We start from the raw sequence: 26,830 nt of genomic DNA on the forward strand, positions 1-26,830 counted from the left end.
CTGTGTTGGCTGCATTCTTTCACCTGAATCACTTACTACAGTAAGTGATTCAGGATTCATTCTCTTGCCATCTTGATACAGTTTGAATGATTTTGAGTATGACATTTTATTTAACCTGAACGACGACGATTACGCGGAGCGCCAGTACGACGCGGACCATTGCCTGTACGTGGGCGCGTGAGGCGCAGCGGTTTTGGCAGATCGGTCATCAATGCGTCCGGATTGTATTTGCTTACCGGAATTGAGTGACCAATATAGGTTTCAATAGCAGGCAAATTCAATGCATACTCTTCACACGCCAGGCTAATAGAGTGACCGCTTGCGCCTGCGCGACCTGTACGACCAATACGGTGAACGTAATCTTCACAGTCATCGGGTAAATCGTAGTTAAAGACGTGTGTCACTGCCGGAATATGCAAACCACGCGCGGCAACGTCGGTGGCAACCAGAATATCCAGATCGCCACGGGTAAATTCATCAAGAATACGCAGACGTTTTTTCTGCGCGACATCGCCTGTCAACAAACCGACACGATGACCATCTGCCGCCAGGTGGCCCCAGATCTCTTCACAACGGTGTTTGGTATTGGCGAAAATAATCGCTCTGTCTGGCCACTCTTCTTCGATCAGCGTTTGGAGCAAACGCATTTTTTCTTCGTTAGAAGGGTAGAAAAGCTCTTCTTTAATACGGTGGCCCGTTTTCTGTTCCGGTTCCACTTCAATATATTCGGCATTGTTCATCTGCTCGAACGCCAGTTCACGTACCCGGTACGAAAGCGTGGCGGAGAACAGCATGTTGAGGCGCTGGTTTGCAGGCGGCATACGGCGGAACAGCCAGCGGATATCTTTAATAAAGCCCAGATCGTACATGCGATCGGCTTCGTCCAGTACCACAACCTGAATGGCACCGAGGTTAATGTGGTTCTGCTTGGCGTAGTCAATTAAACGACCCGTGGTGCCAATCAGAATGTCAACGCCGCTTTCCAGCACTTTCAGCTGTTTGTCGTAACCATCACCACCGTAAGCCAGACCCAGCTTCAGGCCGGTAGCTTCCGCCAGCGGTTCCGCATCGGCATGGATCTGCACGGCAAGTTCACGCGTCGGTGCCATAATTAAGGCACGCGGCTGATTCACCTTGCGATCGGCAATCGCAGGATGAGAGAGAAGATAATGAAACGTTGACGTAAGAAACGCCATCGTTTTCCCGGTACCGGTTTGCGCCTGCCCGGCTACGTCACGACCCGCCAGCGTCAGCGGAAGGGCCAGTGCCTGAATGGGCGTACAGTTATGAAACCCTTTTTTTTCAAGGGCTTCTACAACCTTCGGATGCAGGGCGAAGTCGGAAAACTTCTGTTCTGTTAAATGTGTTTTGCTCATAGTGTGGTAGAATATCAGCTTACTATTGCTTTACGAAAGCGTATCCGGTGAAATAAAGTCAACCTTTAGTTGGTTAATGTTACACCAACAACGAAACCAACACGCCAGGCTTATTCCTGTGGAGTTATATATGAGCGATAAAATTATTCACCTGACTGACGACAGTTTTGACACGGATGTACTCAAAGCGGACGGGGCGATCCTCGTCGATTTCTGGGCAGAGTGGTGCGGTCCGTGCAAAATGATCGCCCCGATTCTGGATGAAATCGCTGACGAATATCAGGGCAAACTGACCGTTGCAAAACTGAACATCGATCAAAACCCTGGCACTGCGCCGAAATATGGCATCCGTGGTATCCCTACTCTGCTGCTGTTCAAAAACGGTGAAGTGGCGGCAACCAAAGTGGGCGCACTGTCTAAAGGTCAGTTGAAAGAGTTCCTCGACGCTAACCTGGCGTAAGGGAATTTCATGTTCGGGTGCCCCGTCGCTAAAAACTGGACGCCCGGCGTGAGTCATGCTAACTTAGTGTTGACTTCGTATTAAACATACCTTATTAAGTTTGAATCTTGTAATTTCCAACGCTTCCCGTTTTATCTTAAATGCGAAGTGAACAGATTTCTGGCTCGTCACTCAATCCGTCTTGTCGTTTCAGTTCTGCGTACTCTCCTGTGACCAGGCAGCGAAAAGACATGAGTCGATGACCGTAAACAGGCATGGATGATCCTGCCATACCATTCACAACATTAAGTTCGAGATTTACCCCAAGTTTAAGAACTCACACCACTATGAATCTTACCGAATTAAAGAATACGCCGGTTTCTGAGCTGATCACTCTCGGCGAAAATATGGGGCTGGAAAACCTGGCTCGTATGCGTAAGCAGGACATTATTTTTGCCATCCTGAAGCAGCACGCAAAGAGTGGCGAAGATATCTTTGGTGATGGCGTACTGGAGATATTGCAGGATGGATTTGGTTTCCTCCGTTCCGCAGACAGCTCCTACCTCGCCGGTCCTGATGACATCTACGTTTCCCCTAGCCAAATCCGCCGTTTCAACCTCCGCACTGGTGATACCATCTCTGGTAAGATTCGCCCGCCGAAAGAAGGTGAACGCTATTTTGCGCTGCTGAAAGTTAACGAAGTTAACTTCGACAAACCTGAAAACGCCCGCAACAAAATCCTCTTTGAGAACTTAACCCCGCTGCACGCAAACTCTCGTCTGCGTATGGAACGTGGTAACGGTTCTACTGAAGATTTAACCGCTCGCGTACTGGATCTGGCATCACCTATCGGTCGTGGTCAGCGTGGTCTGATTGTGGCACCGCCGAAAGCCGGTAAAACCATGCTGCTGCAGAACATTGCTCAGAGCATTGCTTACAACCACCCGGATTGTGTGCTGATGGTTCTGCTGATCGACGAACGTCCGGAAGAAGTAACCGAGATGCAGCGACTGGTAAAAGGTGAAGTTGTTGCTTCTACCTTTGACGAACCCGCATCTCGCCACGTTCAGGTTGCGGAAATGGTGATCGAGAAGGCGAAACGCCTGGTTGAGCACAAGAAAGACGTTATCATTCTGCTCGACTCCATCACTCGTCTGGCGCGCGCTTACAACACCGTTGTTCCGGCGTCAGGTAAAGTGTTGACCGGTGGTGTGGACGCCAATGCCCTTCATCGTCCGAAACGCTTCTTTGGTGCGGCGCGTAACGTGGAAGAGGGCGGCAGCCTGACCATTATCGCGACGGCGCTTATCGATACCGGTTCTAAAATGGACGAAGTTATCTACGAAGAGTTTAAAGGTACAGGCAACATGGAACTGCACCTCTCTCGTAAGATCGCTGAAAAACGCGTCTTCCCGGCTATCGACTACAACCGTTCCGGTACCCGTAAAGAAGAGCTGCTCACGACTCAGGAAGAACTGCAGAAAATGTGGATCCTGCGCAAAATCATTCACCCGATGGGCGAAATCGATGCAATGGAATTCCTCATTAATAAACTGGCAATGACCAAGACCAATGACGATTTCTTCGAAATGATGAAACGCTCATAAATTTGTCTTATGCCAAAAACGCCACGTGTTTACGTGGCGTTTTGCTTTTATATCTGTAATCTTAATGCCGCGCTGGCGATGTTAGGAAAATTCCTGGAATTTGCTGGCATGTTATGCAATTTGCATATCAAATGGTTAATTTTTGCACAGGACTGGTGGGTTCGGAACGGACTTTCCCTTCTGAATAAAGGTCTTCGTGGTTATACTTCTGCTAATAATTTTCTCTGAGAGCATGCATTGTGAATTTACTGACAGTGAGTACTGATCTCATCAGTATTTTTTTATTCACGACACTGTTTCTGTTTTTTGCCCGTAAGGTGGCAAAAAAAGTCGGTTTAGTGGATAAACCAAACTTCCGCAAACGTCACCAGGGATTGATACCTCTCGTTGGGGGGATTTCGGTTTACGCAGGGATTTGCTTCACGTTCGGAATTGTCGATTACTATATTCCGCATGCATCTCTCTATCTCGCTTGTGCCGGTGTGCTTGTTTTCATTGGCGCGCTGGATGACCGTTTTGATATCAGCGTAAAAATCCGTGCCACCATACAGGCCGCTGTTGGCATTGTTATGATGGTGTTCGGCAAGCTTTATCTCAGTAGCCTGGGTTATATCTTTGGCTCCTGGGAGATGGTGCTCGGACCGTTTGGTTACTTCCTGACGCTATTTGCCGTCTGGGCGGCCATTAATGCGTTCAACATGGTTGATGGCATTGATGGCTTGCTGGGCGGGTTGTCCTGCGTCTCGTTTGCAGCAATCGGTATGATTTTGTGGTTCGACGGGCAAACCAGCCTCGCAATCTGGTGCTTTGCGATGATCGCCGCCATCCTGCCATACATCATGCTTAACCTTGGTATCCTGGGTCGCCGCTACAAAGTCTTTATGGGTGATGCGGGCAGTACGCTGATTGGTTTTACCGTGATCTGGATCCTGCTCGAAACGACCCAGGGCAAAACCCATCCCATCAGCCCGGTTACCGCTTTGTGGATAATCGCCATTCCGCTAATGGATATGGTGGCGATTATGTACCGTCGCCTGCGTAAAGGCATGAGCCCATTCTCTCCTGACCGTCAGCATATTCACCATTTGATCATGCGTGCCGGGTTTACTTCCCGCCAGGCGTTTGTGCTGATTACCCTTGCCGCAGCACTGCTCGCTTCCATTGGCGTGCTGGCAGAATATTCTCATTTTGTCCCGGAGTGGGTCATGCTGGTGCTCTTTTTGCTAGCATTCTTCCTCTATGGATATTGCATTAAGCGTGCCTGGAAAGTTGCTCGCTTTATTAAGCGCGTAAAACGCAGACTGCGTAGAAATCGTGGTGGCAGCCCCAATTTAACCAAATAAATGAGGATGTGATGACACAACCAATGCCTGGGAAACCGGCCGAAGACGCTGAAAATGAACTGGATATTCGTGGGTTGTTTCGTACCTTGTGGGCTGGGAAGCTATGGATTATTGGCATGGGGCTGGCGTTTGCGTTAATCGCGCTGGCGTATACGTTTTTTGCTCGTCAGGAGTGGAGCTCGACGGCGATTACCGATCGTCCAACGGTGAATATGCTGGGGGGATATTACTCGCAGCAGCAATTTTTGCGTAACCTGGATGTCCGTTCAAACATGGCTTCTGCCGACCAACCATCGGTCATGGACGAAGCCTATAAAGAGTTTGTTATGCAACTGGCCTCGTGGGATACCCGCAGAGAGTTCTGGCTGCAAACCGACTATTACAAGCAGCGGATGGTGGGCAACAGCAAAGCCGATGCGGCGTTGCTGGATGAAATGATTAACAACATCCAGTTTATCCCCGGAGACTTTACCCGCGCGGTCAATGACAGCGTGAAGCTTATTGCCGAAACCGCGCCTGACGCTAATAACCTGTTACGTCAGTATGTTGCTTTTGCCAGCCAGCGTGCAGCCAGCCATCTGAATGATGAGCTGAAAGGCGCATGGGCGGCACGCACCATCCAGATGAAAGCTCAGGTGAAGCGTCAGGAAGAGGTGGCGAAAGCCATCTACGACCGCCGGATGAACAGCATTGAGCAGGCGCTGAAAATTGCTGAGCAGCATAATATTTCGCGCAGTGCGACAGATGTGCCTGCCGAGGAATTACCTGATTCAGAAATGTTCCTGCTTGGGCGTCCAATGCTCCAGGCTCGACTGGAAAATTTACAGGCCGTCGGTCCGGCCTTTGATCTCGACTATGATCAGAATCGGGCCATGTTAAACACCCTGAATGTTGGTCCAACCCTGGATCCGCGTTTTCAGACCTATCGCTATTTGCGTACGCCGGAAGAACCGGTAAAACGCGATAGCCCACGTCGTGCCTTCCTGATGATTATGTGGGGCATTGTCGGGGGGCTGATCGGGGCTGGTGTCGCATTAACCCGCCGTTGCTCGAAATAGCAACACTGCTGCGGTGAGCGCAAAGGTGCTCGCCGCTTATTCGAAGAGAATCGATGTGAAAGTACTGACTGTATTTGGTACGCGCCCGGAAGCCATCAAGATGGCTCCGTTGGTGCATGCGTTGGCAAAAGATCCTTTTTTTGAGGCTAAAGTTTGCGTCACTGCGCAGCATCGGGAGATGCTCGATCAGGTGCTGAAACTCTTTTCCATTGTACCTGACTACGATCTCAACATAATGCAGCCAGGACAGGGCCTGACAGAGATAACCTGTCGGATTCTGGAAGGGCTAAAACCTATTCTTGCCGAGTTCAAACCAGACGTCGTGCTGGTTCACGGCGATACGACGACGACGCTGGCAACCAGCCTGGCGGCGTTTTATCAGCGTATTCCTGTTGGTCACGTTGAGGCTGGTCTGCGCACGGGCGATCTCTATTCGCCGTGGCCGGAAGAGGCTAACCGTACATTGACCGGGCATCTGGCGATGTATCACTTCTCTCCAACCGAAACTTCCCGGCAAAACTTGCTGCGTGAAAACGTTGCGGATAGCCGAATCTTCATTACCGGTAATACAGTCATTGATGCACTGTTATGGGTGCGTGATCAGGTGATGAGCAGCGACACGCTGCGTTCAGAACTTGCGGCAAATTACCCGTTTATCGACCCCGATAAAAAGATGATTCTGGTGACCGGTCACAGGCGTGAAAGCTTCGGTCGTGGCTTTGAAGAAATCTGCCATGCGCTGGCAGACATCGCCACCACGCACCAGGACATCCAGATTGTCTATCCGGTGCATCTCAACCCGAACGTCAGAGAGCCGGTCAATCGCATTCTGGGGCATGTGAAAAATGTCATTCTGATCGATCCCCAGGAGTATTTACCGTTTGTCTGGCTGATGAACCACGCCTGGCTGATTTTGACCGACTCAGGCGGCATTCAGGAAGAAGCGCCTTCGCTGGGGAAACCGGTGCTGGTGATGCGCGATACCACTGAGCGTCCGGAAGCGGTGACGGCGGGTACGGTGCGTCTGGTAGGCACGGATAAGCAGCGAATTGTCGAGGAAGTGACGCGTCTTTTAAAAGACGAAAACGAATATCAAGCTATGAGCCGCGCCCATAACCCGTATGGTGATGGTCAGGCATGCTCTCGCATTCTGGAAGCGTTAAAAAATAATCGGATATCACTATGAGTTTTGCGACCATTTCTGTTATCGGACTGGGTTATATCGGGCTGCCTACAGCAGCTGCGTTTGCCTCACGGCAAAAACAGGTGATTGGTGTCGATATCAACCAACACGCGGTTGATACCATCAATCGTGGCGAAATCCATATCGTCGAGCCTGATTTGGCGAGCGTAGTAAAAACTGCCGTAGAAGGCGGTTTTTTACGAGCGAGCACGACGCCAGTTGAAGCGGATGCCTGGCTGATTGCTGTACCCACGCCGTTTAAAGGCGATCATGAGCCAGATATGACCTACGTTGAATCGGCTGCTCGCTCCATTGCGCCAGTGCTGAAAAAAGGCGCGCTGGTGATCCTTGAATCCACCTCGCCGGTGGGGTCAACCGAGAAGATGGCAGAATGGTTAGCAGAGATGCGTCCGGATCTCACTTTCCCACAGCAGGTGGGCGAGCAGGCGGACGTCAACATTGCTTACTGCCCGGAACGCGTGTTACCGGGCCAGGTTATGGTCGAGCTGATTAAAAACGATCGCGTGATTGGTGGTATGACGCCGGTTTGTTCGGCCCGCGCCAGCGAACTGTACAAAATTTTCCTCGAAGGTGAGTGTGTCGTCACTAACTCGCGGACGGCGGAAATGTGTAAGCTCACCGAAAACAGCTTCCGCGATGTGAATATCGCTTTTGCTAATGAATTGTCGCTGATTTGTGCCGATCAGGGGATTAACGTCTGGGAACTGATTCGCCTGGCGAATCGTCACCCTCGCGTTAATATTCTTCAGCCTGGCCCTGGCGTGGGCGGTCACTGCATTGCTGTTGATCCGTGGTTTATCGTGGCACAGAACCCCCAGCAGGCGCGGCTTATCCGTACCGCGCGCGAAGTTAACGATCACAAACCGTTCTGGGTTATCGATCAGGTGAAAGCGGCGGTGGCTGATTGCCTGGCGGCTACCGATAAACGCGCCAGTGAACTGAAAATCGCCTGCTTTGGTCTGGCGTTTAAACCGAATATTGATGACCTGCGCGAAAGCCCGGCGATGGAAATCGCTGAACTGATCGCCCAGTGGCATAGCGGCGAAACTCTGGTTGTTGAGCCTAACATCCACCAGTTGCCGAAAAAACTGACCGGGCTTTGTACTCTGGCGCAGCTTGACGAGGCGCTGGCAACGGCAGACGTGCTGGTGATGCTGGTCGATCATAGTCAGTTCAAAGTTATCAATGGCGACAATGTCCATCAGCAGTATGTCGTCGATGCCAAAGGAGTCTGGCGCTGATGAGAAAGATTCTGATAACAGGCGGTGCCGGGTTTATTGGCTCGGCGCTGGTGCGTTATATCATCAACGAAACGAGCGATGCGGTGGTAGTGGTCGATAAGCTGACCTACGCCGGAAACCTGATGTCGCTGGCACCGGTCGCGCAAAGCGAGCGCTTTGCCTTTGAGAAAGTTGATATCTGCGATCGGGCAGAACTGGCACGCGTATTCACTGAGCATCAGCCAGACTGTGTCATGCATCTGGCAGCCGAAAGCCATGTTGACCGTTCTATTGACGGCCCGGCAGCGTTTATTGAAACCAACATTGTCGGGACTTATACATTGCTTGAAGCGGCGCGGGCTTACTGGAATGCGCTAACGGAAGATAAAAAATCAGCGTTCCGTTTTCATCATATCTCCACTGACGAAGTATATGGTGACCTGCACTCGACGGATGATTTCTTCACCGAAACCACGCCGTATGCGCCGAGCAGCCCTTATTCCGCGTCAAAAGCCAGCAGCGACCATCTGGTGCGCGCCTGGCTGCGGACCTATGGTCTGCCGACGCTTATCACCAACTGCTCGAATAACTACGGCCCTTACCACTTTCCGGAAAAACTGATCCCGCTGATGATCCTCAACGCGCTGGCGGGTAAATCGCTGCCGGTATATGGCAACGGGCAGCAAATCCGTGACTGGCTGTATGTGGAAGATCACGCCCGCGCGCTGTATTGCGTGGCGACCACCGGGAAAGTCGGTGAAACCTATAATATTGGTGGTCACAACGAGCGTAAGAATCTCGATGTTGTGGAAACCATTTGCGAGCTGCTGGAAGAACTGGCTCCGAACAAGCCGCACGGCGTGGCGCACTATCGTGACCTGATCACCTTTGTCGCTGACCGTCCGGGGCATGATCTGCGTTATGCCATTGATGCTTCGAAAATTGCCCATGAACTTGGCTGGCTGCCGCAGGAAACCTTTGAAAGTGGAATGCGTAAAACGGTGCAGTGGTATCTGGCTAATGAAAGCTGGTGGAAGCAGGTGCAGGACGGCAGCTATCAGGGCGAGCGTTTAGGTCTGAAAGGCTAATTTTCAGCGGAGGCAAACATGAAAGGTATTATCCTGGCGGGCGGTTCCGGCACCCGATTGCATCCGATTACGCGCGGCGTATCGAAGCAACTGTTGCCGATTTACGATAAGCCAATGATTTACTATCCGCTGTCGGTGCTGATGCTGGCCGGTATCCGCGAAATTCTCATCATCACTACGCCGGAAGATAAAGGTTATTTCCAGCGCCTGCTGGGCGATGGTAGTGAGTTCGGTATCCAGCTGGAATATGCCGAACAGCCCAGCCCGGACGGTCTGGCGCAGGCCTTTATCATCGGTGAAACCTTCCTTAATGGTGAACCTTCTTGTCTGGTGCTGGGCGATAACATCTTCTTCGGTCAGGGCTTCAGTCCGAAGCTGCGTCATGTTGCGGCGCGCACGGAAGGGGCGACGGTTTTTGGCTATCAGGTGATGGACCCGGAACGCTTTGGCGTGGTGGAGTTTGACGATAATTTCCGCGCTATCTCGCTGGAAGAAAAGCCAAAACAGCCGAAATCAAACTGGGCGGTGACCGGGCTTTATTTCTACGACAGTAAAGTCGTGGAGTACGCAAAGCAGGTGAAGCCGTCGGAGCGTGGTGAACTGGAGATTACCTCCATCAACCAGATGTACCTCGAGGCGGGCAACCTGACCGTTGAACTGCTCGGGCGCGGATTTGCCTGGCTGGACACTGGCACTCACGACAGCCTGATTGAAGCCAGTACCTTTGTGCAGACAGTAGAAAAACGCCAGGGCTTTAAGATTGCCTGCCTGGAAGAGATCGCCTGGCGTAACGGCTGGCTCGATGACGAGGGTGTGAAGCGTGCTGCCAGTTCATTAGCGAAAACTGGCTATGGCCAATATCTGCTGGAGTTACTTCGTGCCCGTCCGCGCCAGTATTGAGCCACTAACCTGGGAAAACGACTTCTTTGGTGTTAACAGCGCCATCGTGCGCATTACGTCTGAAGCACCGCTCCTGACGCCAGACGCGTTAGCGCCGTGGTCACGGGTGCAGGCCAAAATTGCGGCATCAAATACGGGTGAACTGGATGCCCTGCAACAGCTGGGATTCTCCCTGGTAGAAGGTGAAGTTGATTTGGCGCTACCCGTGAACAATGCCAGTGATAGCGGTGCTGTAGTGGCACAAGAGACCGATATTCCCGCATTACGTCAGTTAGCCAGCGCCGCATTTGCGCAAAGCCGTTTTCGTGCGCCATGGTATGCGCCTGACGCCAGCAGTCGCTTTTATGCACAGTGGATTGAAAATGCCGTGCGCGGCACCTTTGATCATCAATGTCTGATTTTACGTGCGGCGTCCGGCGATATTCGCGGCTATGTCTCTTTACGGGAACTCAATGCGACAGATGCGCGAATTGGCCTGCTGGCTGGACGCGGTGCAGGTGCTGAGCTGATGCAAACGGCGCTAAACTGGGCGTATGCTCGCGGTAAAACAACTTTGCGGGTGGCGACCCAAATGGGCAACACCGCCGCGCTTAAACGATACATACAAAGTGGTGCGAATGTAGAAAGCACCGCGTACTGGTTATACAGGTGATCACATGATTCCATTTAACGCACCGCCGGTGGTGGGAACCGAACTCGACTATATGCAGTCGGCAATGGGTAGCGGCAAACTGTGTGGCGATGGCGGTTTTACCCGTCGCTGCCAGCAGTGGCTGGAGCAACGTTTTGGCAGCGCCAAAGTGTTACTGACGCCGTCCTGCACCGCTTCGCTGGAGATGGCGGCGCTGCTGCTCGATATCCAGCCTGGCGATGAAGTGATCATGCCGAGCTACACCTTTGTCTCCACCGCCAATGCCTTTGTGCTGCGTGGCGCAAAAATCGTTTTTGTGGATGTTCGCCCGGACACCATGAACATCGACGAAACGCTGATTGAAGCGGCGATCACCGACAAAACGCGCGTTATCGTGCCGGTCCATTACGCGGGTGTGGCCTGCGAAATGGACACCATTATGGCGTTGGCGAAAAAGCATAATCTGTTTGTGGTGGAAGATGCCGCTCAGGGCGTGATGTCCACTTACAAAGGGCGTGCACTGGGAACCATTGGTCATATTGGCTGCTTTAGCTTCCATGAAACCAAAAACTACACGGCGGGCGGTGAAGGTGGCGCGACGCTGATTAACGATAAAGCGTTAATCGAACGAGCCGAGATCATCCGTGAAAAGGGCACTAACCGCAGCCAGTTCTTCCGTGGTCAGGTCGATAAATATACCTGGCGCGATATTGGCTCCAGCTATTTGATGTCCGATCTGCAAGCTGCGTACTTGTGGGCGCAACTGGAAGCAGCGGATCGTATCAACCAGCAACGTCTGGCGCTGTGGCAAAACTACTACGATGCGTTAGCACCTCTGGCGAAAGCCGGGCGTATCGAGCTGCCGTCGATTCCCGATGGCTGCGTGCAGAACGCGCATATGTTCTACATTAAACTGCGGGATATTGATGACCGGAGCGCGTTGATTAACTTTCTGAAAGAAGCGGAAATTATGGCGGTGTTCCATTACATTCCGCTGCACGGTTGCCCTGCGGGGGAACGCTTTGGTGAGTTCCACGGTGAAGATCGCTACACCACCAAAGAGAGCGAGCGCCTGCTGCGCCTGCCGCTGTTCTACAACCTGTCGCCCGTCAATCAGCGTACGGTAATTGCGACTTTGTTGAACTACTTCTCCTGATATGTCGTTGGCAAAAGCGTCCTTATGGACGGCGGCCAGTACACTGGTCAAGATTGGTGCCGGGTTGCTGGTCGGTAAGTTGCTGGCGGTGTCATTTGGTCCTGCGGGGCTTGGGCTGGCGGCAAATTTCCGCCAGTTGATTACCGTGCTCGGCGTGCTTGCCGGGGCTGGCATCTTTAACGGTGTAACCAAATACGTTGCCCAGTACCATGATAATCCGCAACAGCTGCGCCGCGTGGTCGGCACTTCATCAGCGATGGTACTTGGTTTCTCTACGCTGATGGCGCTGGTTTTTGTGCTGGCAGCAGCGCCAATCAGCCAGGGATTGTTTGGTAATAACGACTATCAGGGGCTGGTACGTTTAGTGGCGCTGGTGCAAATGGGGATCGCCTGGGGCAACCTGTTACTGGCGCTGATGAAAGGCTTTCGCGATGCCGCAGGTAATGCGTTATCGCTGATTGTCGGTAGCTTGATTGGCGTTCTCGCGTACTACGTCAGTTACCGTTTGGGCGGTTATGAAGGGGCGTTGCTGGGTCTGGCGCTGATTCCCGCGCTGGTGGTGATTCCTGCCGCCGTCATGTTAATTAAGCGTGGTGCTGTCCCGTTAAGCTATCTGAAACCCAGCTGGGATAACGGTCTGGCAGGGCAGTTGAGCAAATTTACGCTCATGGCGTTGATTACGTCGGTGACCTTGCCTGTTGCTTACATCATGATGCGTAAACTGCTGGCGGCGCAGTATAGCTGGGATGAAGTGGGGATCTGGCAAGGGGTGAGCAGTATTTCCGATGCCTACCTGCAATTTATTACGGCATCGTTCAGCGTATATTTACTGCCCACGTTGTCGCGGCTAACGGAAAAGCGCGATATCACCCGGGAAGTGGTTAAATCGCTGAAATTCGTCTTACCGGCAGTGGCGGCGGCGAGTTTTACCGTCTGGTTGCTGCGTGATTTTGCTATCTGGCTGCTGTTGTCGAATAAATTTACCGCTATGCGCGATCTCTTTGCCTGGCAGTTGGTGGGTGATGTGTTAAAAGTGGGCGCTTATGTCTTTGGTTATCTGGTGATCGCCAAAGCGTCATTGCGGTTTTATATTCTGGCGGAAGTCAGCCAGTTCACTTTATTGATGGTATTTGCCCACTGGCTAATCCCTGCGCATGGTGCACTGGGCGCGGCGCAGGCCTATATGGCAACCTATATCGTCTATTTTTCTCTTTGTTGTGGCGTGTTTTTACTCTGGCGTAGGCGGGCATGACTGTACTGATTCACGTACTGGGATCGGATATCCCTCACCATAACCGAACCGTTTTGCGGTTTTTCAATGACGCGCTGGCCGCGACGAGCGAGCACGCGCGCGAGTTTATGGTTGTTGGCAAGGACGACGGCTTAAGTGATAGCTGTCCGGCGCTTTCTGTGCAATTTTTCCCTGGGAAAAAATCGCTGGCGGAAGCGGTCATCGCGAAAGCAAAAGCTAACCGTCAGCAGCGTTTTTTCTTCCACGGTCAGTTCAATCCCACACTGTGGCTGGCTTTGCTGAGTGGTGGCATTAAGTCCCGCCAGTTTTTCTGGCATATCTGGGGGGCAGATCTGTATGAGCTTTCCAGTGGCTTGAGATATAAGCTTTTTTACCCGCTACGTCGCCTGGCGCAAAAGCGAGTCGGCTGTGTATTTGCCACCCGCGGTGATTTGAGCTTTTTTGCCAAAACGCATCCAAAGATGCGGGGCGAACTGCTGTACTTCCCGACGCGGATGGATCCTTCTCTCAATACGATGGCGAACGATCGGCAACGTGAAGGGAAAATGACCATTCTGGTGGGGAACTCCGGCGACCGCAGCAATGAGCATATTGCTGCCTTGCGCGCCGTTCATCAGCAATTTGGCGATACGGTAAAAGTGGTGGTGCCGATGGGATATCCGCCTAATAACGAAGCGTACATCGAGGAAGTTCGTCAGGCGGGGCTGGAGTTATTCAGCGAAGAAAATCTGCAAGTTCTGAGTGAAAAACTGGAATTTGACGCCTATCTGACGCTACTTCGTCAGTGCGATCTTGGTTACTTTATTTTTGCCCGCCAGCAGGGCATTGGTACGCTGTGCTTACTGATTCAGGCGGGCATTCCTTGTGTGCTTAACCGGGAAAATCCGTTCTGGCAGGATATGACGGAACAGCATTTACCGGTGCTGTTTACTACCGACGATCTCAACGAGGATATTGTGCGTGAAGCGCAGCGCCAGTTGGCGTCGGTGGATAAAAACACCATTGCCTTCTTTAGCCCTAACTATCTACAAGGCTGGCAGCGGGCGTTGGCGATTGCCGCCGGGGAGGTCGCATGAGTCTGCTGCAATTCAGTGGCCTGTTTGTTGTCTGGCTGCTCTGCACGCTGTTTATTGCCACGCTGACCTGGTTTGAGTTTCGCCGTGTGCGCTTTAACTTCAATGTCTTCTTTTCATTGCTGTTTTTGCTCACCTTTTTCTTCGGCTTCCCGCTGACCAGCGTGCTGGTATTTCGCTTTGATGTTGGTGTCGCGCCGCCAGAAATCTTGTTGCAGGCGTTGCTTTCTGCGGGCTGCTTCTACGCGGTTTACTATGTCACCTACAAAACCCGCCTACGCAAACGCGTTGCTGATGTACCGCGCCGTCCGCTGTTTACCATGAACCGCGTGGAGACCAATCTTACGTGGGTGATCCTGATGGGTATCGCGCTGGTAAGCGTCGGCATCTTCTTCATGCACAACGGCTTTTTGCTGTTCCGGCTTAACTCCTACAGTCAGATCTTTTCCAGTGAAGTCTCCGGCGTGGCGTTAAAACGCTTCTTTTACTTTTTCATCCCGGCGATGCTGGTGGTCTATTTTCTGCGCCAGGACAGCAAAGCGTGGCTGTTTTTCCTCGTCAGCACGGTCGCCTTTGGCCTGCTGACTTACATGATTGTCGGCGGTACTCGCGCCAATATCATCATCGCATTCGCTATCTTCCTGTTTATCGGCATTATTCGCGGCTGGATTTCACTGTGGATGCTGGCGGCGGCGGGCGTGCTGGGGATTGTTGGCATGTTCTGGCTGGCGCTAAAACGCTACGGAATGAACGTGAGCGGCGATGAGGCGTTCTATACATTTCTCTATCTCACTCGCGATACCTTCTCGCCGTGGGAGAATCTGGCGTTGCTGTTGCAGAACTACGACAACATCGACTTCCAGGGCCTGGCGCCAATTGTCCGCGATTTCTATGTCTTTATCCCTTCCTGGCTGTGGCCGGGGCGCCCGAGTCTGGTGCTGAACTCCGCCAACTACTTTACCTGGGAAGTGCTGAATAACCACTCCGGTCTGGCGATCTCGCCTACGCTTATAGGCTCACTGGTTGTTATGGGCGGCGCGTTGTTCATCCCGCTAGGGGCGATCGTGGTTGGCCTGATCATCAAATGGTTCGACTGGCTGTATGAGCTGGGCAACCGCGAGACTAATCGCTATAAGGCTGCGATATTGCACAGTTTCTGCTTTGGGGCGATCTTCAATATGATCGTGCTGGCACGTGAAGGGCTGGATTCGTTTGTCTCACGCGTAGTCTTTTTTATCGTGGTCTTCGGCGCATGTCTGATGATCGCAAAACTGTTGTACTGGCTTTTTGAAAGCGCCGGACTCATTCATAAACGTACAAAATCATCGCTCCGGACGCAGGTTGAAGGATAACAATGAATAACAACACCACGGCACCGACCTATACGCTGCGTGGCTTACAGTTGATTGGTTGGCGTGATATGCAGCACGCCCTCGATTATCTGTTTGCTGACGGGCAGCTTAAGCAGGGAACGCTGGTTGCCATTAATGCTGAAAAAATGCTGACCATTGAAGATAACGCCGAGGTCAGGGAGTTAATTAACGCTGCCGAATTTAAATATGCGGATGGCATCAGCGTTGTACGTTCAGTACGTAAAAAGTACCCGCAGGCGCAGGTTTCCCGCGTTGCCGGTGCCGATCTCTGGGAAGAGCTGATGGCGCGCGCAGGCAAAGAAGGGACGCCGGTATTTCTTGTGGGTGGTAAACCTGAAGTGCTGGCGCAAACTGAAGCTAAACTGCGCAACCAGTGGAATGTGAATATCGTTGGCAGTCAGGATGGTTATTTTAAACCCGAGCAGCGTCAGGCGCTGTTTGAACGCATTCATGCCAGCGGTGCGCAAATTGTCACCGTTGCGATGGGATCGCCAAAGCAGGAGATCTTCATGCGCGACTGCCGTCTGGTGCATCCAGATGCGCTGTATATGGGCGTTGGCGGGACTTACGATGTTTTCACCGGTCACGTAAAACGCGCACCGAAAATCTGGCAAACGCTGGGACTGGAGTGGCTCTACCGCCTGCTTTCGCAGCCGAGCCGCATTAAGCGTCAGCTTCGTTTGCTGCGTTATTTACGCTGGCATTACACCGGCGAGCTCTGATTTTCCTCTCTTTGTAAAGCGACGGAGTGGTCACTTCGTCGCCTGCCTGTCTTTTTATTACACAAAGCATTCAAATTTTTAATGCTTTATTTGCCATTTCTCCTGAATTACGAAAACATTCGCAACACTCGATGTACCCATAACGATAACCGGTAACACCGGAAAGCATGCAAACACAACACGAGGATTTATGGCAGATAACAAACCAGAGCTACAGCGTGGGCTGGAAGCTCGACATATCGAACTCATCGCCCTGGGGGGCACTATTGGCGTCGGCCTGTTTATGGGGGCCGCCAGTACCCTGAAATGGGCCGGGCCATCCGTATTGTTGGCCTATATCATCGCCGGGCTGTTCGTCTTTTTCATCATGCGTTCAATGGGCGAAATGTTGTTCCTCGAACCGGTTACCGGTTCGTTCGCCGTTTATGCGCATCGTTATATGAGCCCGTTTTTTGGCTATCTCACCGCCTGGTCTTACTGGTTTATGTGGATGGCGGTGGGGATCTCTGAAATCACCGCCATTGGCGTTTATGTCCAGTTCTGGTTCCCGGAGATGGCGCAGTGGATACCCGCATTGATCGCAGTGGCGCTGGTGGCGTTGGCGAATCTGGCGGCGGTGCGGTTGTACGGCGAAATCGAGTTCTGGTTCGCGATGATCAAAGTCACCACGATTATCGTGATGATTGTCATTGGCCTGGGCGTGATTTTCTTTGGCTTTGGCAATGGCGGGCAGTCGATTGGTTTTAGCAATCTCACAGAGCACGGGGGGTTCTTTGCTGGTGGCTGGAAAGGGTTCCTGACGGCATTGTGTATTGTGGTGGCGTCCTACCAGGGCGTGGAGCTGATTGGCATTACTGCCGGTGAAGCGAAGAATCCGCAGGTGACGCTGCGCAGTGCCGTAGGCAAGGTGCTGTGGCGAATCCTGATTTTCTACGTTGGCGCGATTTTCGTTATCGTCACCATCTTCCCGTGGAACGAAATAGGCAGCAACGGCAGCCCGTTCGTACTGACTTTTGCCAAAATCGGTATTACCGCAGCGGCGGGCATTATCAACTTTGTGGTGCTGACGGCTGCGCTCTCTGGCTGTAACAGCGGCATGTACAGTTGCGGACGTATGCTCTACGCACTGGCGAAAAACCGTCAGTTACCGGCGGCGATGGCGAAAGTTTCCCGTCACGGCGTACCAGTTGCGGGTGTGGCAGTATCTATTGCTATTCTGCTAATTGGCTCATGCCTGAACTACATCATTCCCAATCCGCAGCGTGTGTTTGTCTACGTCTACAGTGCCAGCGTGCTTCCGGGGATGGTGCCATGGTTTGTGATATTGATAAGCCAGCTGCGTTTTCGGCGTGCACATAAAGCGGCGATTGCCAGCCATCCGTTCCGCTCAATCCTGTTCCCGTGGGCCAACTACGTAACAATGGCATTCCTGATTTGCGTTTTGATCGGCATGTACTTTAATGAAGATACGCGTATGTCGCTGTTTGTTGGCATCATCTTTATGCTGGCGGTGACGGCGATTTATAAAGTTTTTGGCCTTAATCGCCACGGGAAAGCGCATAAACTGGAGGAATAAGCAGCAAAACGCACAAACCGTAACCAAACGCGCAATTTATTTAAAAAGGGACTAGACAGAGGGGTGGGAAGTCCGTATTATCCACCCCCGCAACGGCGCTAAGCGCCCGTAGCTCAGCTGGATAGAGCGCTGCCCTCCGGAGGCAGAGGTCTCAGGTTCGAATCCTGTCGGGCGCGCCATTTAGTCCCGGCGCTTGAGCTGCGGTGGTAGTAATACCGCGTAACAAGATTTGTAGTGGTGGCTATAGCTCAGTTGGTAGAGCCCTGGATTGTGATTCCAGTTGTCGTGGGTTCGAATCCCATTAGCCACCCCATTATTAGAAGTTGTGACAATGCGAAGGTGGCGGAATTGGTAGACGCGCTAGCTTCAGGTGTTAGTGTCCTTACGGACGTGGGGGTTCAAGTCCCCCCCCTCGCACCACGACTTTAAAGAATTGAACTAAAAATTCAAAAAGCAGTATTTCGGCGAGTAGCGCAGCTTGGTAGCGCAACTGGTTTGGGACCAGTGGGTCGGAGGTTCGAATCCTCTCTCGCCGACCAATTTTGAACCCCGCTTCGGCGGGGTTTTTTGTTTTCTGTGCATTCTATCACCCTTCCTTCGCAATAAACGCCCGTAATAACTCATTGCCCCACGGTATGATTTCGCCCTTAACGTATTGAAGGATGACTTCAGGCAAGGAGCGACCATGCTGCAACAGGTTCCAACGCGTGCTTTTCATGTGATGGCGAAACCGAGCGGTTCCGATTGTAATCTGAACTGTGACTACTGTTTTTATCTCGAAAAACAATCCCTTTACCGCGAAAAGCCAGTCACGCATATGGACGATGACACGCTGGAAGCGTATGTCCGTCACTATATCGCTGCCAGCGAACCGCAAAACGAAGTGGCTTTTACCTGGCAGGGCGGCGAACCAACGCTACTCGGGCTGGAGTTTTACCGCCGTGCCGTAGCGCTACAGGCGAAATATGGTGCTGGCAGGAAGATAAGTAACAGCTTCCAGACTAACGGCGTGCTGCTCGATGACGAATGGTGTGCATTTCTGGCAGAAAATCATTTTCTTGTTGGGTTATCGCTGGATGGTCCGGCTGAGATCCACAATCAATATCGCGTGACTAAAGGTGGCAGACCCACGCATAAGCTGGTGATGCGTGCCCTGACGTTCCTGCAAAAACATCATGTCGACTATAACGTGCTGGTCTGCGTTAATCGCACCAGCGCGCAGCAACCGTTGCAGGTATATGATTTTTTGTGCGATGCGGGAGTGGAATTCATCCAGTTTATTCCGGTGGTCGAGCGCCTGGCTGATGAAACGACTGCCCGCGAAGGACTGAAACTACATGCGCCTGGTGATATTCAGGGGGAACTGACGGAATGGTCTGTGCGCCCCGATGAATTTGGTGAATTTCTGGTGGCGATATTCGACCACTGGATTAAACGCGACGTCGGCAAGATTTTCGTGATGAATATCGAATGGGCGTTTGCCAATTTTGTCGGTGCGCCGGGTGCGGTTTGCCATCATCAGCCAACCTGTGGGCGCTCGGTGATTGTTGAGCACAACGGCGACGTTTACGCCTGCGATCACTATGTTTATCCGCAATATCGGTTGGGGAATATGCACCAGCAAACAATTGCAGAAATGGTAGATTCTCCGCAGCAGCAGGCTTTTGGTGAAGATAAATTTAAGCAGTTACCGGCGCAGTGTCGCAGTTGCAACGTGTTAAAAGCGTGCTGGGGAGGCTGCCCGAAACACCGCTTCATGCTCGATGCCAGCGGCAAACCGGGACTGAATTATTTGTGTGCCGGGTATCAGCGTTATTTCCGCCATCTACCGCCATATCTTAAAGCAATGGCTGATTTGCTGGCGCACGGTCGTCCGGCCAGCGACATTATGCATGCGCATTTGCTGGTGGTGAGTAAGTAAAAAAGCGGCCATTTTGTGGCCGCCTGCGGTTGATTGCCGGATGCGGCGTAAACGCCTTATCCGGCCTACATGATCGTGCAAATTCAATAAATTGCAGCGTTCTGTATGCTGGATAAGATGCGTCAGCATCGCATCCGGCAAAGGCAGATCTCAGCGATAGCGCCGGCTTAATCAGATTTAATCTGCGTGCGTGGTGGATATTTTTTCAGGATCTCCATATACGCGTGCATTTCGGTCTGTAGCGGTACACCCATCGGAATATGGCGCACGCCGATAGAGTCGCTCTCCTGCGGATCGGTATACAGGTTAAACACCGACGATCCGGCTGTTTGCATTACCGTGCCGGTGAACCCACCCTGATACCCGCTCTGGGTATAAGCGTATGGCTGCTGAATCAGCACATGGTATTTGAACTCATCCATACGTACAGCAGAGAGTTTGCCGTTGAGGAAGTAGTGCTCGGCCTTACGGTTAGACTGACCGTTTGTTCCCAGGAAGAAAGATGTCTGGTCCACACCATCGATAAAGGTGGTTTTCGGCACTAAATTCGCGACTTTCGCGCCAGGATGCCCCGCCAGATCCAGTGCTGTTGGGAAGAGATCTGCCAGATCAACAATGCCGTCAGATTTACGCGGTTGGATCATGCCTTTCCAGTACACGAAAGTTGGAACGCGAACGCCGCCTTCCCAGGTAGATCCTTTCGCACCACGGAACGGTGTGCGACCGTGCGGAGGCACTTCGGCTTCCGGGCCGTTATCGGAGGTGAAGACAATAAGCGTGTTATCCAGCTGACCGTTTTTCTCCAGCGTTTTGTAGAGATTAGCGAACACATCGTTCATCTCTACCATACAGTCACCATAAGAGGTACGGGCCGGAGAACTTCCCGCATATTTGGCGTTCGGGTAGTTATCGAAGTGACAGCCGCGCGTACCGTAATATAAGAAGAAAGGTTTATCGCTCTTCGCCATCTTGTCGAGGAACTTAACGCCATATTCCATCCAGCGTTGATCCAGGTCTTCCATATATTTCGGCGTAATGTCAGCAATGGCCTCCTGTTCGCCGCCGCGTACAGCATGAACATCATCTTTGCTAAATGGTAATTGCTTGATGTATTCAGAACGGTCCGGACTCAGGGCGACTTCCGGGTTGACGTGAACATCGCGCCATTCGGTATACATATCGGACACTGAGTTGAAGCCACGGAAATCATCAAAGCCGACGTTCTGCGGCTGCGACTCTTTGTTTTCCCCCATATGCCATTTCCCGATAGCCTGGGTGACGTAACCTTGGTCGTGCAGCAATTGCGGCAGGGTGGTTAACCCTTGCAGCCCGCCCGGTTGCCCGTACATCGGCGGCATAAGAATGCCGTGGTGGATGGAGTACTGCCCGGTGAGAATAGTGGCGCGGGTAGGGGAAGAACTTGGTTGAGAATAGGCAGAGGTTAAAATCAATCCCTGGCTGGCAACGGCGTCAATATCTGGCGTTGGGTTACCTACCGCCACGCCACCGCCATTAAAGCCGACATCCATCCAGCCCACGTCATCCAGTAAGAAAACAACCACGTTCGGTTTCTTACCGGTCTTTTTCTCTAATTCCGCCAGCTTCTGCTGGGTTTCTTTATCCTGTGCCGGATGCTGCATCACAGGCATCATATTATCGGCAATGGTGGTTGCAGGTTTAACCAGGTACTGATTGGGGTGATCATACCCGGCATAGCCTTCGCGCGCGGTAGCGGTTGAGGGGGTATCTGCAGCACTGGCGAGCAAAGGAATAGCGGCGGCGACAGCGACCACCAGTAGTTTGGGTGAAAACGAAATTTCCATGCAAAATGCTCCGGTTTCATGTCAACAAAATGATGACGTAATTAAGCATTGATAATTGAGATCCCTCTCCCTGACAGGATGATTACATAAATAATAGTGATAAAAATAAATTATTTATTTATCCAAGAAATGAATTTAAAAATCAGGAGAGCGTTTTCAATCCTACCTCTGGCGCAGTTGATATGTAAGGCAGGTTTATTATATCGCGTTGATTATTGATGCTGTTTTTAGTTTTAACGGCAATTAATATATGTGTTATTAATTGAATGAATTTTATCATTCATAATAAGTATGTGTAGGATCAAGCTCAGGTTAAATATTCACTCAGGAAGTTATTACTCAGGAAGCAAAGAGGATTACAGAATTATCTCATAACAAGTGTTAAGGGATGTTATTTCCCGATTCTCTGTGGCATAATAAACGAGTAGATGCTCATTCCATCTCTTATGTTCGCCTTAGTGCCTCATAAACTCCGGAATGACGCAGAGCCGTTTACGGTGCTTATCGTCCACTGACAGATGTCGCTTATGCCTCATCAGACACCATGGACACAACGTTGAGTGAAGCACCCACTTGTTGTCATACAGACCTGTTTTAACGCCTGCTCCGTAATAAGAGCAGGCGTTTTTTTATGTGTCAGGAAGGCCCCGGAGGTGCTTGCCTCCGGGTGAGAAGGAACTACTGTGGTGGGTTGTTCTGCAACGTTAACATCAAACCGTCGCGACGCATCGCTGCAGCTTCTTCCGGCTTGTGCAGTCTGTCCAGCGCGTCGGCAAGCCATGCGTAATCGTAGGCGTCCGGACGTTGTTTCAGCGCTGCGCGGAAGGCGAGCGATGCTTCCTGCCATTCTCCGTGCTTCATCAGTGACTGGCCCAGTGTGCTCCACAACAGCGGGCGATCGCCGACGTTTTTGATTTGCTGGCGCAGCACTTTTTCCAGCTGTTCCGGATTGTTTGTTTTCAGTCGAGGAATCGGCAGCAGTAGGCGATCGTCGTACTGGCGTTTCAGGCCATCGATGATAATTTGCTGGGCAGTATCATGATCGTCACATTCAATAAGATGTTCCGCCATTGCCACCTGCAACGCTACCTGATGACGCGTTTTCCGGCTTTGGTTTTTCCACCAGTTACGCAAACCTTCGCTACCGTTATCGGCACGCGCCTGATCCATCAGGCCAATCCATGCCTGTTGTTCCAGCATTACACGATGTTCTTCATCACCAACATGGGCTTTCGCCATTGATGGGATAATATCCAGCAGCGAACTCCATGCACCTGTGCGGATATACGCCTGTTCCGCCAGACGTAATACTTCCGGATGGCGTGGCGTAACTTCCAGCAGCTTATCCACGCCGTGGCGTGCAGCATGGTTTTCATTACGGGCCAGTTGCAGACGTACACGGGTGATTTCTACCGGAATGGTGTCATTGCCGGCCAGCTCCGCTGCGCGTTCCAGATGTTGGTTGGCGCGCGCTTCATCACCACGTTGTTGCGCGGCTTCGGCAGCCAGTAGATAGTTCACCACCGGTTGTTCAGCGTGATCGGCATTTTTCGCCATCAGCTTTTCAACTTGCTGATAATCGCCTTCCGCCAGTTTCAGCAGCGCCTGTTCGGTCTGCTTACGTGCACGGCGACGCTTACGCCCGACAAACCACCCACGGGTGTGCGCGCCAGTGCGGAAGATCCGCCGCAGTAGCCACTCAATGGCAAACAGCACTACCATCGCCAGAATCAATATGATCGCCAGGCCCGTGACGCTGGTTTCGATATTGTAGTTGTCGGTCTGGATCAGCACATAACCCTGATGACCGGCAATCATCGGGCCAACCACGATCCCCGCAATCAGCAACACAAAGAGCAATAACACTTTTAGCATGGTTATTCTCCTTGCGGCGCGGCTGCCGGAGTATCAGCTTGCGGTGCAGCTTGCGGTGCAGGTTTAGCTTCCGTTGTCCCCGCTGCCGGTTGTGCCAGCAGGTTACGCACGCGGGTCTGCATCAGTTTTTCCAGCATCGCCTGGCTTTGCAGGGTTTCCGGAAGATCCATCGAGATATTTTGCTGGCTTAACTGGTCCACCTCGTCGAGGAACGCTTTGGTGGTGGCATCATCAGTATCGTAGTAAGCTCGTACCCAGGTGGAGACGTTCTCCAGCGCCTGGCGATAAGTCTCTTCCTGGTGACGCGGTACAGCTTGTGCTGCGACCAGCAGGCGAGAGCGAATATTTTCGCGCAGATAGATATCCTGATTTGGCGCTAACAGCGGTACGGCGGTGTCATCACGACGGCGAATCGTAATGAAGTTGTCCATAAAGTTCTGCCAGCTTTTTTGCAGATTGATACGCCATTCGCTGATGGAACTGGAAAGCTCTTCACCGTCGGAATCCATCGGCGAACCATCGCTGTCATTATCGGCCAGACGCAGGTTATCTACCTGATTTGAAAGCTGATTAAGCTTAAGGATGATGCCGTCATAATCCACCTGCGAAACTGCAGAAAGGCTGGCGATATCATCGGTAATTGCCCGACGAACGGTAATCAGACTCGGGTCATTCATATCCGCCAGGCTGGCATCTGCACTTTTCAGCAACGCTGCAGCGGTCGTGACGTCCTGATCGCTCCACAGCTTCCGTCCGGCGAGTTTCACCAGAAAATCGGCCTGAGCCAGCAGCCAGGTTTTAGCATCGCTGCCGGAAATGGTGGCGACCTTTTGTTGGACTTCATCCAACTGTTTTGCCAGCGTTTCTTGCTGACGATTCGCCTGCTTAAGCTGTGCAGCTTGTTGCTTAATAATGCCTTCCAGCTCGGCTTTTTGGCTCTCCTGGGCTTTTTGCAATGCCGTCAGTTGGTTAGCCAGGGCATCGCTGGTGGCGGTCTGATTGACGGCCTGTTGTTTACCCCAGCCATACAAACCGACACCCGCCGCCAGAGCAATAGCGATAGCCACCGCGCTGAGAATCAATGCAGTATTGTTCTTACTCTTTTTTTCTGTTGCGACAGGTTGTGACGTGGTGTCCACGGCCTCCCTGGTCTCTTCAACCACGGCGGAGGTTTTTTCTTGTTCCGTCATTATGGCTTCCTGTTATGAGAGTTATTGTAATGCCCGTAAAAGCGCATCGTTGTCAGCGTTATCGGCGACCTTAATGTCTTGCCAGCCCAGTTCCCGGGCGAGTTTCGCCAAACGCTCACTGACGACCAATAGTCGACAGTGTAGTAACCAGTGCTCACGATACCATTGTGGGATCAGCGACCAGAGTTGCTGCAACATTTCACCGCTGGTAACAACGACCATCGTCACCTCGCGGGATTGCCAGCGCATCGCTTCTTCTGCACCATCGTAATGGATTGCGCATCGTTGATAACATTCACAAAAAGTGACCTCAGCACCGCGCACCGTCAGGGTATCCCCAATTAGCTCACGACCGCCATTGCCACGTAATATCAGCGCACGTTTGCCCGCAATATTTTGTAATTCAGGTAATTGTAGCAAGACTTCGCTGATTTCCCGATCCTGTGGGTAGAGAATCTTCTGTCCGCTTACGGTATGTAGCGCCAGTGCGGTGGTGCGTCCAATGGCGAAATAAGTAGGTAGTTGGGGCCATTTACGATCTTGCTGATGCAGCTGTGATTGGGCAAAAGCAACCGCGTGTTGCGAGAGGGCAAACAACAGATCGCTCTCCCCCAGCGCTGCCAGTTGATCAGCAAGTTGCGGTAATTGTCGACCCGGAGAAAACTCAATCAGCGGAAAATGCCAGGCCACCTGCCCCAGTGTGCGCAGACGGCTCACTAACTCTTCTCCAGCGGGAGACGGGCGGGTGACAAGGATACTCATGCCGGGGCGTCTCCGTTATAGACTTCAGCGAGGATCTCGCGCGCGCCGTTATTCAGTAGCTCTTCTGCCAGCGAAATCCCCATTTGTTCGGCATTTTGCGGCGCACCGCGGCGTTCACCGCGAATAATCTGCGAACCGTCCGGCGCGCCGACCAGCGCACGCAGCCAGATTTCACCATCAATAAGCTCGGCGTAGCTACCAATTGGCACCTGACATCCACCTTCGAGACGGGTATTCATGGCGCGTTCTGCGGTAACGCGCAGTGCAGTTTCGTGGTGATTCAGCGCGGCAAGCAGCTCGCGAGTGCGCGTATCATCAAGGCGGCATTCAATACCGACTGCACCTTGTCCTACCGCCGGAAGAGAAATCTCGGGTGGTAACGCGGCGCGAATGCGGGACTCCAGACCTAAACGTTTTAGTCCGGCTACGGCAAGAATGATGGCATCGTATTCGCCGTTATCTAGTTTGCTCAGGCGAGTGCCGACGTTGCCGCGCAGGGAGCGGATAATCAGATCCGGGCGGCGTTCAGCCAGTTGGCACTGGCGACGTAAACTGGACGTCCCGACGATACTGCCTGCCGGTAACGCATCCAGACTGTCATAATTATTGGACACAAAGGCATCGCGAGGATCTTCACGCTCACAAATAGTGACCAACCCCAGACCTTGCGGGAATTCAACCGGCACATCTTTCATTGAATGTACGGCGATATCGGCGCGATTCTCCAGGAGCGCGACTTCCAGCTCTTTTACAAATAAGCCTTTTCCGCCTACTTTCGCCAGCGGCGTATCAAGAATCACATCGCCGCGCGTCACCATCGGTACCAGTTCAACCACCAGGCCCGGATGGCTCGCCATCAACTTGTCTTTGACATAGTGTGCCTGCCAGAGTGCAAGTGGGCTTTGGCGTGTGGCAATTCTTAAAACATTGTCTAACATGCTTGTTACCGTCATTATCATCCGTGGTCCATCCTAACATCCTTGCCAGAGTGATGTCAGTGTTGTGGTGAAACGTAGACGCCTGCGCAAACCGTAAAATGAGGTCTGGCAGTGGATCCTGACAGGCGTTTCACGCCGTCGTAATAAGGAATTTACAGAGAATAAACGGTGCTACACTTGTATGTAGCGCATCTTTCTTTACGGTCAATCAGCAAGGTGTTAAATTGATCACGTTTTAGACCATTTTTTCGTCGTGAAACTAAAAAAACCAGGCGCGAAAAGTGGTAACGGTTACCTTTGACA

Annotated in this window: 23 protein-coding genes and 4 tRNA genes; 21 read left to right on the forward strand and 6 right to left on the reverse strand. The window is 52.1% G+C overall.

Annotation, left to right across the window (positions count from 1 at the left end):
- Positions 1-110: 110 nt before the first annotated feature.
- Complete coding sequence (rhlB, locus tag HUZ68_RS23460) at positions 111-1,376, reverse strand: ATP-dependent RNA helicase RhlB (protein ID WP_000047499.1); 1,266 nt, start codon at positions 1,374-1,376, stop codon at positions 111-113.
- Between the two features lie 130 nt (positions 1,377-1,506).
- On the opposite strand from rhlB, the gene trxA reads away from it, so the two are divergent.
- From trxA to HUZ68_RS23565, 21 genes are all read left to right on the forward strand, one after another.
- The gene (gene trxA / locus HUZ68_RS23465) at positions 1,507-1,836 is read left to right on the forward strand and encodes a thioredoxin TrxA (RefSeq protein WP_001280776.1); all 330 of its coding nucleotides are present in this window, start codon (positions 1,507-1,509) and stop codon (positions 1,834-1,836) included.
- A 140-nt stretch (positions 1,837-1,976) separates the two neighbouring features.
- Positions 1,977-2,078 (forward strand): rho operon leader peptide RhoL, encoded by a 102-nt coding sequence (gene rhoL / locus HUZ68_RS23470; protein WP_001295255.1) that lies wholly within the window; start codon positions 1,977-1,979, stop codon positions 2,076-2,078.
- Positions 2,079-2,162: 84 nt separating this feature from the next.
- Positions 2,163-3,422, forward strand: a complete 1,260-nt coding sequence (gene rho / locus HUZ68_RS23475; protein ID WP_001054527.1) for a transcription termination factor Rho — start codon at positions 2,163-2,165, stop codon at positions 3,420-3,422.
- Positions 3,423-3,661: 239 nt separating this feature from the next.
- Positions 3,662-4,765 carry a UDP-N-acetylglucosamine--undecaprenyl-phosphate N-acetylglucosaminephosphotransferase gene (gene wecA, locus HUZ68_RS23480; RefSeq protein ID WP_001050960.1) on the forward strand — a complete coding sequence of 368 codons (1,104 nt, stop codon included), beginning with the start codon at positions 3,662-3,664 and terminating at the stop codon, positions 4,763-4,765.
- A gap of 11 nt (positions 4,766-4,776) precedes the next feature.
- Positions 4,777-5,823 carry an ECA polysaccharide chain length modulation protein gene (wzzE, locus tag HUZ68_RS23485; protein WP_001295256.1) on the forward strand — a complete coding sequence of 349 codons (1,047 nt, stop codon included), beginning with the start codon at positions 4,777-4,779 and terminating at the stop codon, positions 5,821-5,823.
- A 55-nt stretch (positions 5,824-5,878) separates the two neighbouring features.
- A complete protein-coding gene (wecB, locus tag HUZ68_RS23490; RefSeq protein ID WP_000866670.1) occupies positions 5,879-7,009 on the forward strand; it encodes a non-hydrolyzing UDP-N-acetylglucosamine 2-epimerase in 1,131 nt (376 codons plus the stop codon).
- Entirely contained in the window at positions 7,006-8,268 is a 1,263-nt protein-coding gene (gene wecC, locus HUZ68_RS23495) for a UDP-N-acetyl-D-mannosamine dehydrogenase (RefSeq protein ID WP_000006621.1), read from the forward strand. Before wecB ends, wecC begins: the two co-directional genes overlap by 4 nt.
- Entirely contained in the window at positions 8,268-9,335 is a 1,068-nt protein-coding gene (rffG, locus tag HUZ68_RS23500) for a dTDP-glucose 4,6-dehydratase (protein ID WP_001226600.1), read from the forward strand. The genes wecC and rffG overlap by 1 nt, the downstream gene beginning before the upstream one ends.
- 18 nt (positions 9,336-9,353) lie before the next feature.
- Positions 9,354-10,235 (forward strand): glucose-1-phosphate thymidylyltransferase RfbA, encoded by an 882-nt coding sequence (gene rfbA / locus HUZ68_RS23505; RefSeq protein WP_000676056.1) that lies wholly within the window; start codon positions 9,354-9,356, stop codon positions 10,233-10,235.
- Entirely contained in the window at positions 10,213-10,887 is a 675-nt protein-coding gene (gene rffC, locus HUZ68_RS23510; protein ID WP_021578137.1) for a dTDP-4-amino-4,6-dideoxy-D-galactose acyltransferase, read from the forward strand. The genes rfbA and rffC overlap by 23 nt, the downstream gene beginning before the upstream one ends.
- Positions 10,888-10,891: 4 nt before the next feature.
- Positions 10,892-12,022 (forward strand): dTDP-4-amino-4,6-dideoxygalactose transaminase, encoded by a 1,131-nt coding sequence (gene rffA / locus HUZ68_RS23515; protein WP_000612044.1) that lies wholly within the window; start codon positions 10,892-10,894, stop codon positions 12,020-12,022.
- A 1-nt stretch (position 12,023) separates the two neighbouring features.
- Complete coding sequence (gene wzxE / locus HUZ68_RS23520; RefSeq protein WP_239593982.1) at positions 12,024-13,274, forward strand: lipid III flippase WzxE; 1,251 nt, start codon at positions 12,024-12,026, stop codon at positions 13,272-13,274.
- Complete coding sequence (gene rffT, locus HUZ68_RS23525) at positions 13,271-14,350, forward strand: TDP-N-acetylfucosamine:lipid II N-acetylfucosaminyltransferase (protein ID WP_239593983.1); 1,080 nt, start codon at positions 13,271-13,273, stop codon at positions 14,348-14,350. The genes wzxE and rffT overlap by 4 nt, the downstream gene beginning before the upstream one ends.
- Positions 14,347-15,699 (forward strand): ECA oligosaccharide polymerase, encoded by a 1,353-nt coding sequence (gene wzyE, locus HUZ68_RS23530; protein ID WP_021541473.1) that lies wholly within the window; start codon positions 14,347-14,349, stop codon positions 15,697-15,699. Before rffT ends, wzyE begins: the two co-directional genes overlap by 4 nt.
- Positions 15,700-15,701: 2 nt before the next feature.
- Complete coding sequence (gene wecG, locus HUZ68_RS23535) at positions 15,702-16,442, forward strand: lipopolysaccharide N-acetylmannosaminouronosyltransferase (RefSeq protein WP_033814724.1); 741 nt, start codon at positions 15,702-15,704, stop codon at positions 16,440-16,442.
- 190 nt (positions 16,443-16,632) lie between these two features.
- Positions 16,633-18,018: a bifunctional threonine/serine APC transporter ThrP gene (gene thrP / locus HUZ68_RS23540; RefSeq protein WP_000774731.1), complete on the forward strand. Its 1,386-nt coding sequence runs from the start codon at positions 16,633-16,635 to the stop codon at positions 18,016-18,018.
- A gap of 102 nt (positions 18,019-18,120) precedes the next feature.
- A tRNA-Arg gene (locus tag HUZ68_RS23545) sits at positions 18,121-18,197 on the forward strand.
- Positions 18,198-18,255: 58 nt separating this feature from the next.
- Positions 18,256-18,331, forward strand: a tRNA-His gene (locus HUZ68_RS23550).
- 20 nt (positions 18,332-18,351) lie between these two features.
- Positions 18,352-18,438, forward strand: a tRNA-Leu gene (locus HUZ68_RS23555).
- Positions 18,439-18,480: 42 nt separating this feature from the next.
- Positions 18,481-18,557: transfer RNA gene (locus HUZ68_RS23560), tRNA-Pro, on the forward strand.
- Positions 18,558-18,703: 146 nt separating this feature from the next.
- Positions 18,704-19,939 (forward strand): anaerobic sulfatase maturase, encoded by a 1,236-nt coding sequence (locus HUZ68_RS23565; RefSeq protein WP_069913880.1) that lies wholly within the window; start codon positions 18,704-18,706, stop codon positions 19,937-19,939.
- A gap of 167 nt (positions 19,940-20,106) precedes the next feature.
- On the opposite strand, the gene aslA is transcribed toward HUZ68_RS23565, so the two are convergent.
- From aslA to hemC, 5 genes are all read right to left on the reverse strand, one after another.
- A complete protein-coding gene (aslA, locus tag HUZ68_RS23570; RefSeq protein WP_069913881.1) occupies positions 20,107-21,762 on the reverse strand; it encodes an arylsulfatase AslA in 1,656 nt (551 codons plus the stop codon).
- A 678-nt stretch (positions 21,763-22,440) separates the two neighbouring features.
- Complete coding sequence (hemY, locus tag HUZ68_RS23575; RefSeq protein ID WP_021565478.1) at positions 22,441-23,637, reverse strand: protoheme IX biogenesis protein HemY; 1,197 nt, start codon at positions 23,635-23,637, stop codon at positions 22,441-22,443.
- 2 nt (positions 23,638-23,639) lie between these two features.
- Positions 23,640-24,827, reverse strand: a complete 1,188-nt coding sequence (gene hemX, locus HUZ68_RS23580) for a uroporphyrinogen-III C-methyltransferase (protein ID WP_239593984.1) — start codon at positions 24,825-24,827, stop codon at positions 23,640-23,642.
- Positions 24,828-24,848: 21 nt separating this feature from the next.
- A complete protein-coding gene (gene hemD, locus HUZ68_RS23585; RefSeq protein WP_000026057.1) occupies positions 24,849-25,589 on the reverse strand; it encodes a uroporphyrinogen-III synthase in 741 nt (246 codons plus the stop codon).
- Positions 25,586-26,527, reverse strand: coding sequence for a hydroxymethylbilane synthase (gene hemC, locus HUZ68_RS23590; RefSeq protein ID WP_001307481.1), 942 nt, complete (start codon positions 26,525-26,527; stop codon positions 25,586-25,588). The genes hemD and hemC overlap by 4 nt, the downstream gene beginning before the upstream one ends.
- Between the last annotated feature and the right edge of the window lie 303 nt (positions 26,528-26,830).

This window comes from Shigella dysenteriae, from assembly GCF_022354085.1.
Taxonomy (GTDB): Bacteria; Pseudomonadota; Gammaproteobacteria; order Enterobacterales; family Enterobacteriaceae; genus Escherichia; species Escherichia coli.

Bases quoted from the DNA above. Each gene is read 5' to 3' on its own strand.
- wecG (WP_033814724.1), top strand. From the start codon at position 15,702: ATGAATAACAACACCACGGCACCGACCTATACGCTGCGTGGCTTACAG.
- aslA (WP_069913881.1), bottom strand. From the start codon at position 21,762: ATGGAAATTTCGTTTTCACCCAAACTACTGGTGGTCGCTGTCGCCGCC.
- rfbA (WP_000676056.1), top strand. From the start codon at position 9,354: ATGAAAGGTATTATCCTGGCGGGCGGTTCCGGCACCCGATTGCATCCG.
- rhoL (WP_001295255.1), top strand. From the start codon at position 1,977: ATGCGAAGTGAACAGATTTCTGGCTCGTCACTCAATCCGTCTTGTCGT.
- rffA (WP_000612044.1), top strand. From the start codon at position 10,892: ATGATTCCATTTAACGCACCGCCGGTGGTGGGAACCGAACTCGACTAT.
- rhlB (WP_000047499.1), bottom strand. From the start codon at position 1,376: ATGAGCAAAACACATTTAACAGAACAGAAGTTTTCCGACTTCGCCCTG.
- trxA (WP_001280776.1), top strand. From the start codon at position 1,507: ATGAGCGATAAAATTATTCACCTGACTGACGACAGTTTTGACACGGAT.
- HUZ68_RS23565 (WP_069913880.1), top strand. From the start codon at position 18,704: ATGCTGCAACAGGTTCCAACGCGTGCTTTTCATGTGATGGCGAAACCG.
- thrP (WP_000774731.1), top strand. From the start codon at position 16,633: ATGGCAGATAACAAACCAGAGCTACAGCGTGGGCTGGAAGCTCGACAT.
- hemY (WP_021565478.1), bottom strand. From the start codon at position 23,637: ATGCTAAAAGTGTTATTGCTCTTTGTGTTGCTGATTGCGGGGATCGTG.
- hemC (WP_001307481.1), bottom strand. From the start codon at position 26,527: ATGTTAGACAATGTTTTAAGAATTGCCACACGCCAAAGCCCACTTGCA.
- rffG (WP_001226600.1), top strand. From the start codon at position 8,268: ATGAGAAAGATTCTGATAACAGGCGGTGCCGGGTTTATTGGCTCGGCG.
- hemX (WP_239593984.1), bottom strand. From the start codon at position 24,827: ATGACGGAACAAGAAAAAACCTCCGCCGTGGTTGAAGAGACCAGGGAG.
- wzyE (WP_021541473.1), top strand. From the start codon at position 14,347: ATGAGTCTGCTGCAATTCAGTGGCCTGTTTGTTGTCTGGCTGCTCTGC.
- wzxE (WP_239593982.1), top strand. From the start codon at position 12,024: ATGTCGTTGGCAAAAGCGTCCTTATGGACGGCGGCCAGTACACTGGTC.
- hemD (WP_000026057.1), bottom strand. From the start codon at position 25,589: ATGAGTATCCTTGTCACCCGCCCGTCTCCCGCTGGAGAAGAGTTAGTG.
- rho (WP_001054527.1), top strand. From the start codon at position 2,163: ATGAATCTTACCGAATTAAAGAATACGCCGGTTTCTGAGCTGATCACT.
- wzzE (WP_001295256.1), top strand. From the start codon at position 4,777: ATGACACAACCAATGCCTGGGAAACCGGCCGAAGACGCTGAAAATGAA.
- rffT (WP_239593983.1), top strand. From the start codon at position 13,271: ATGACTGTACTGATTCACGTACTGGGATCGGATATCCCTCACCATAAC.
- wecC (WP_000006621.1), top strand. From the start codon at position 7,006: ATGAGTTTTGCGACCATTTCTGTTATCGGACTGGGTTATATCGGGCTG.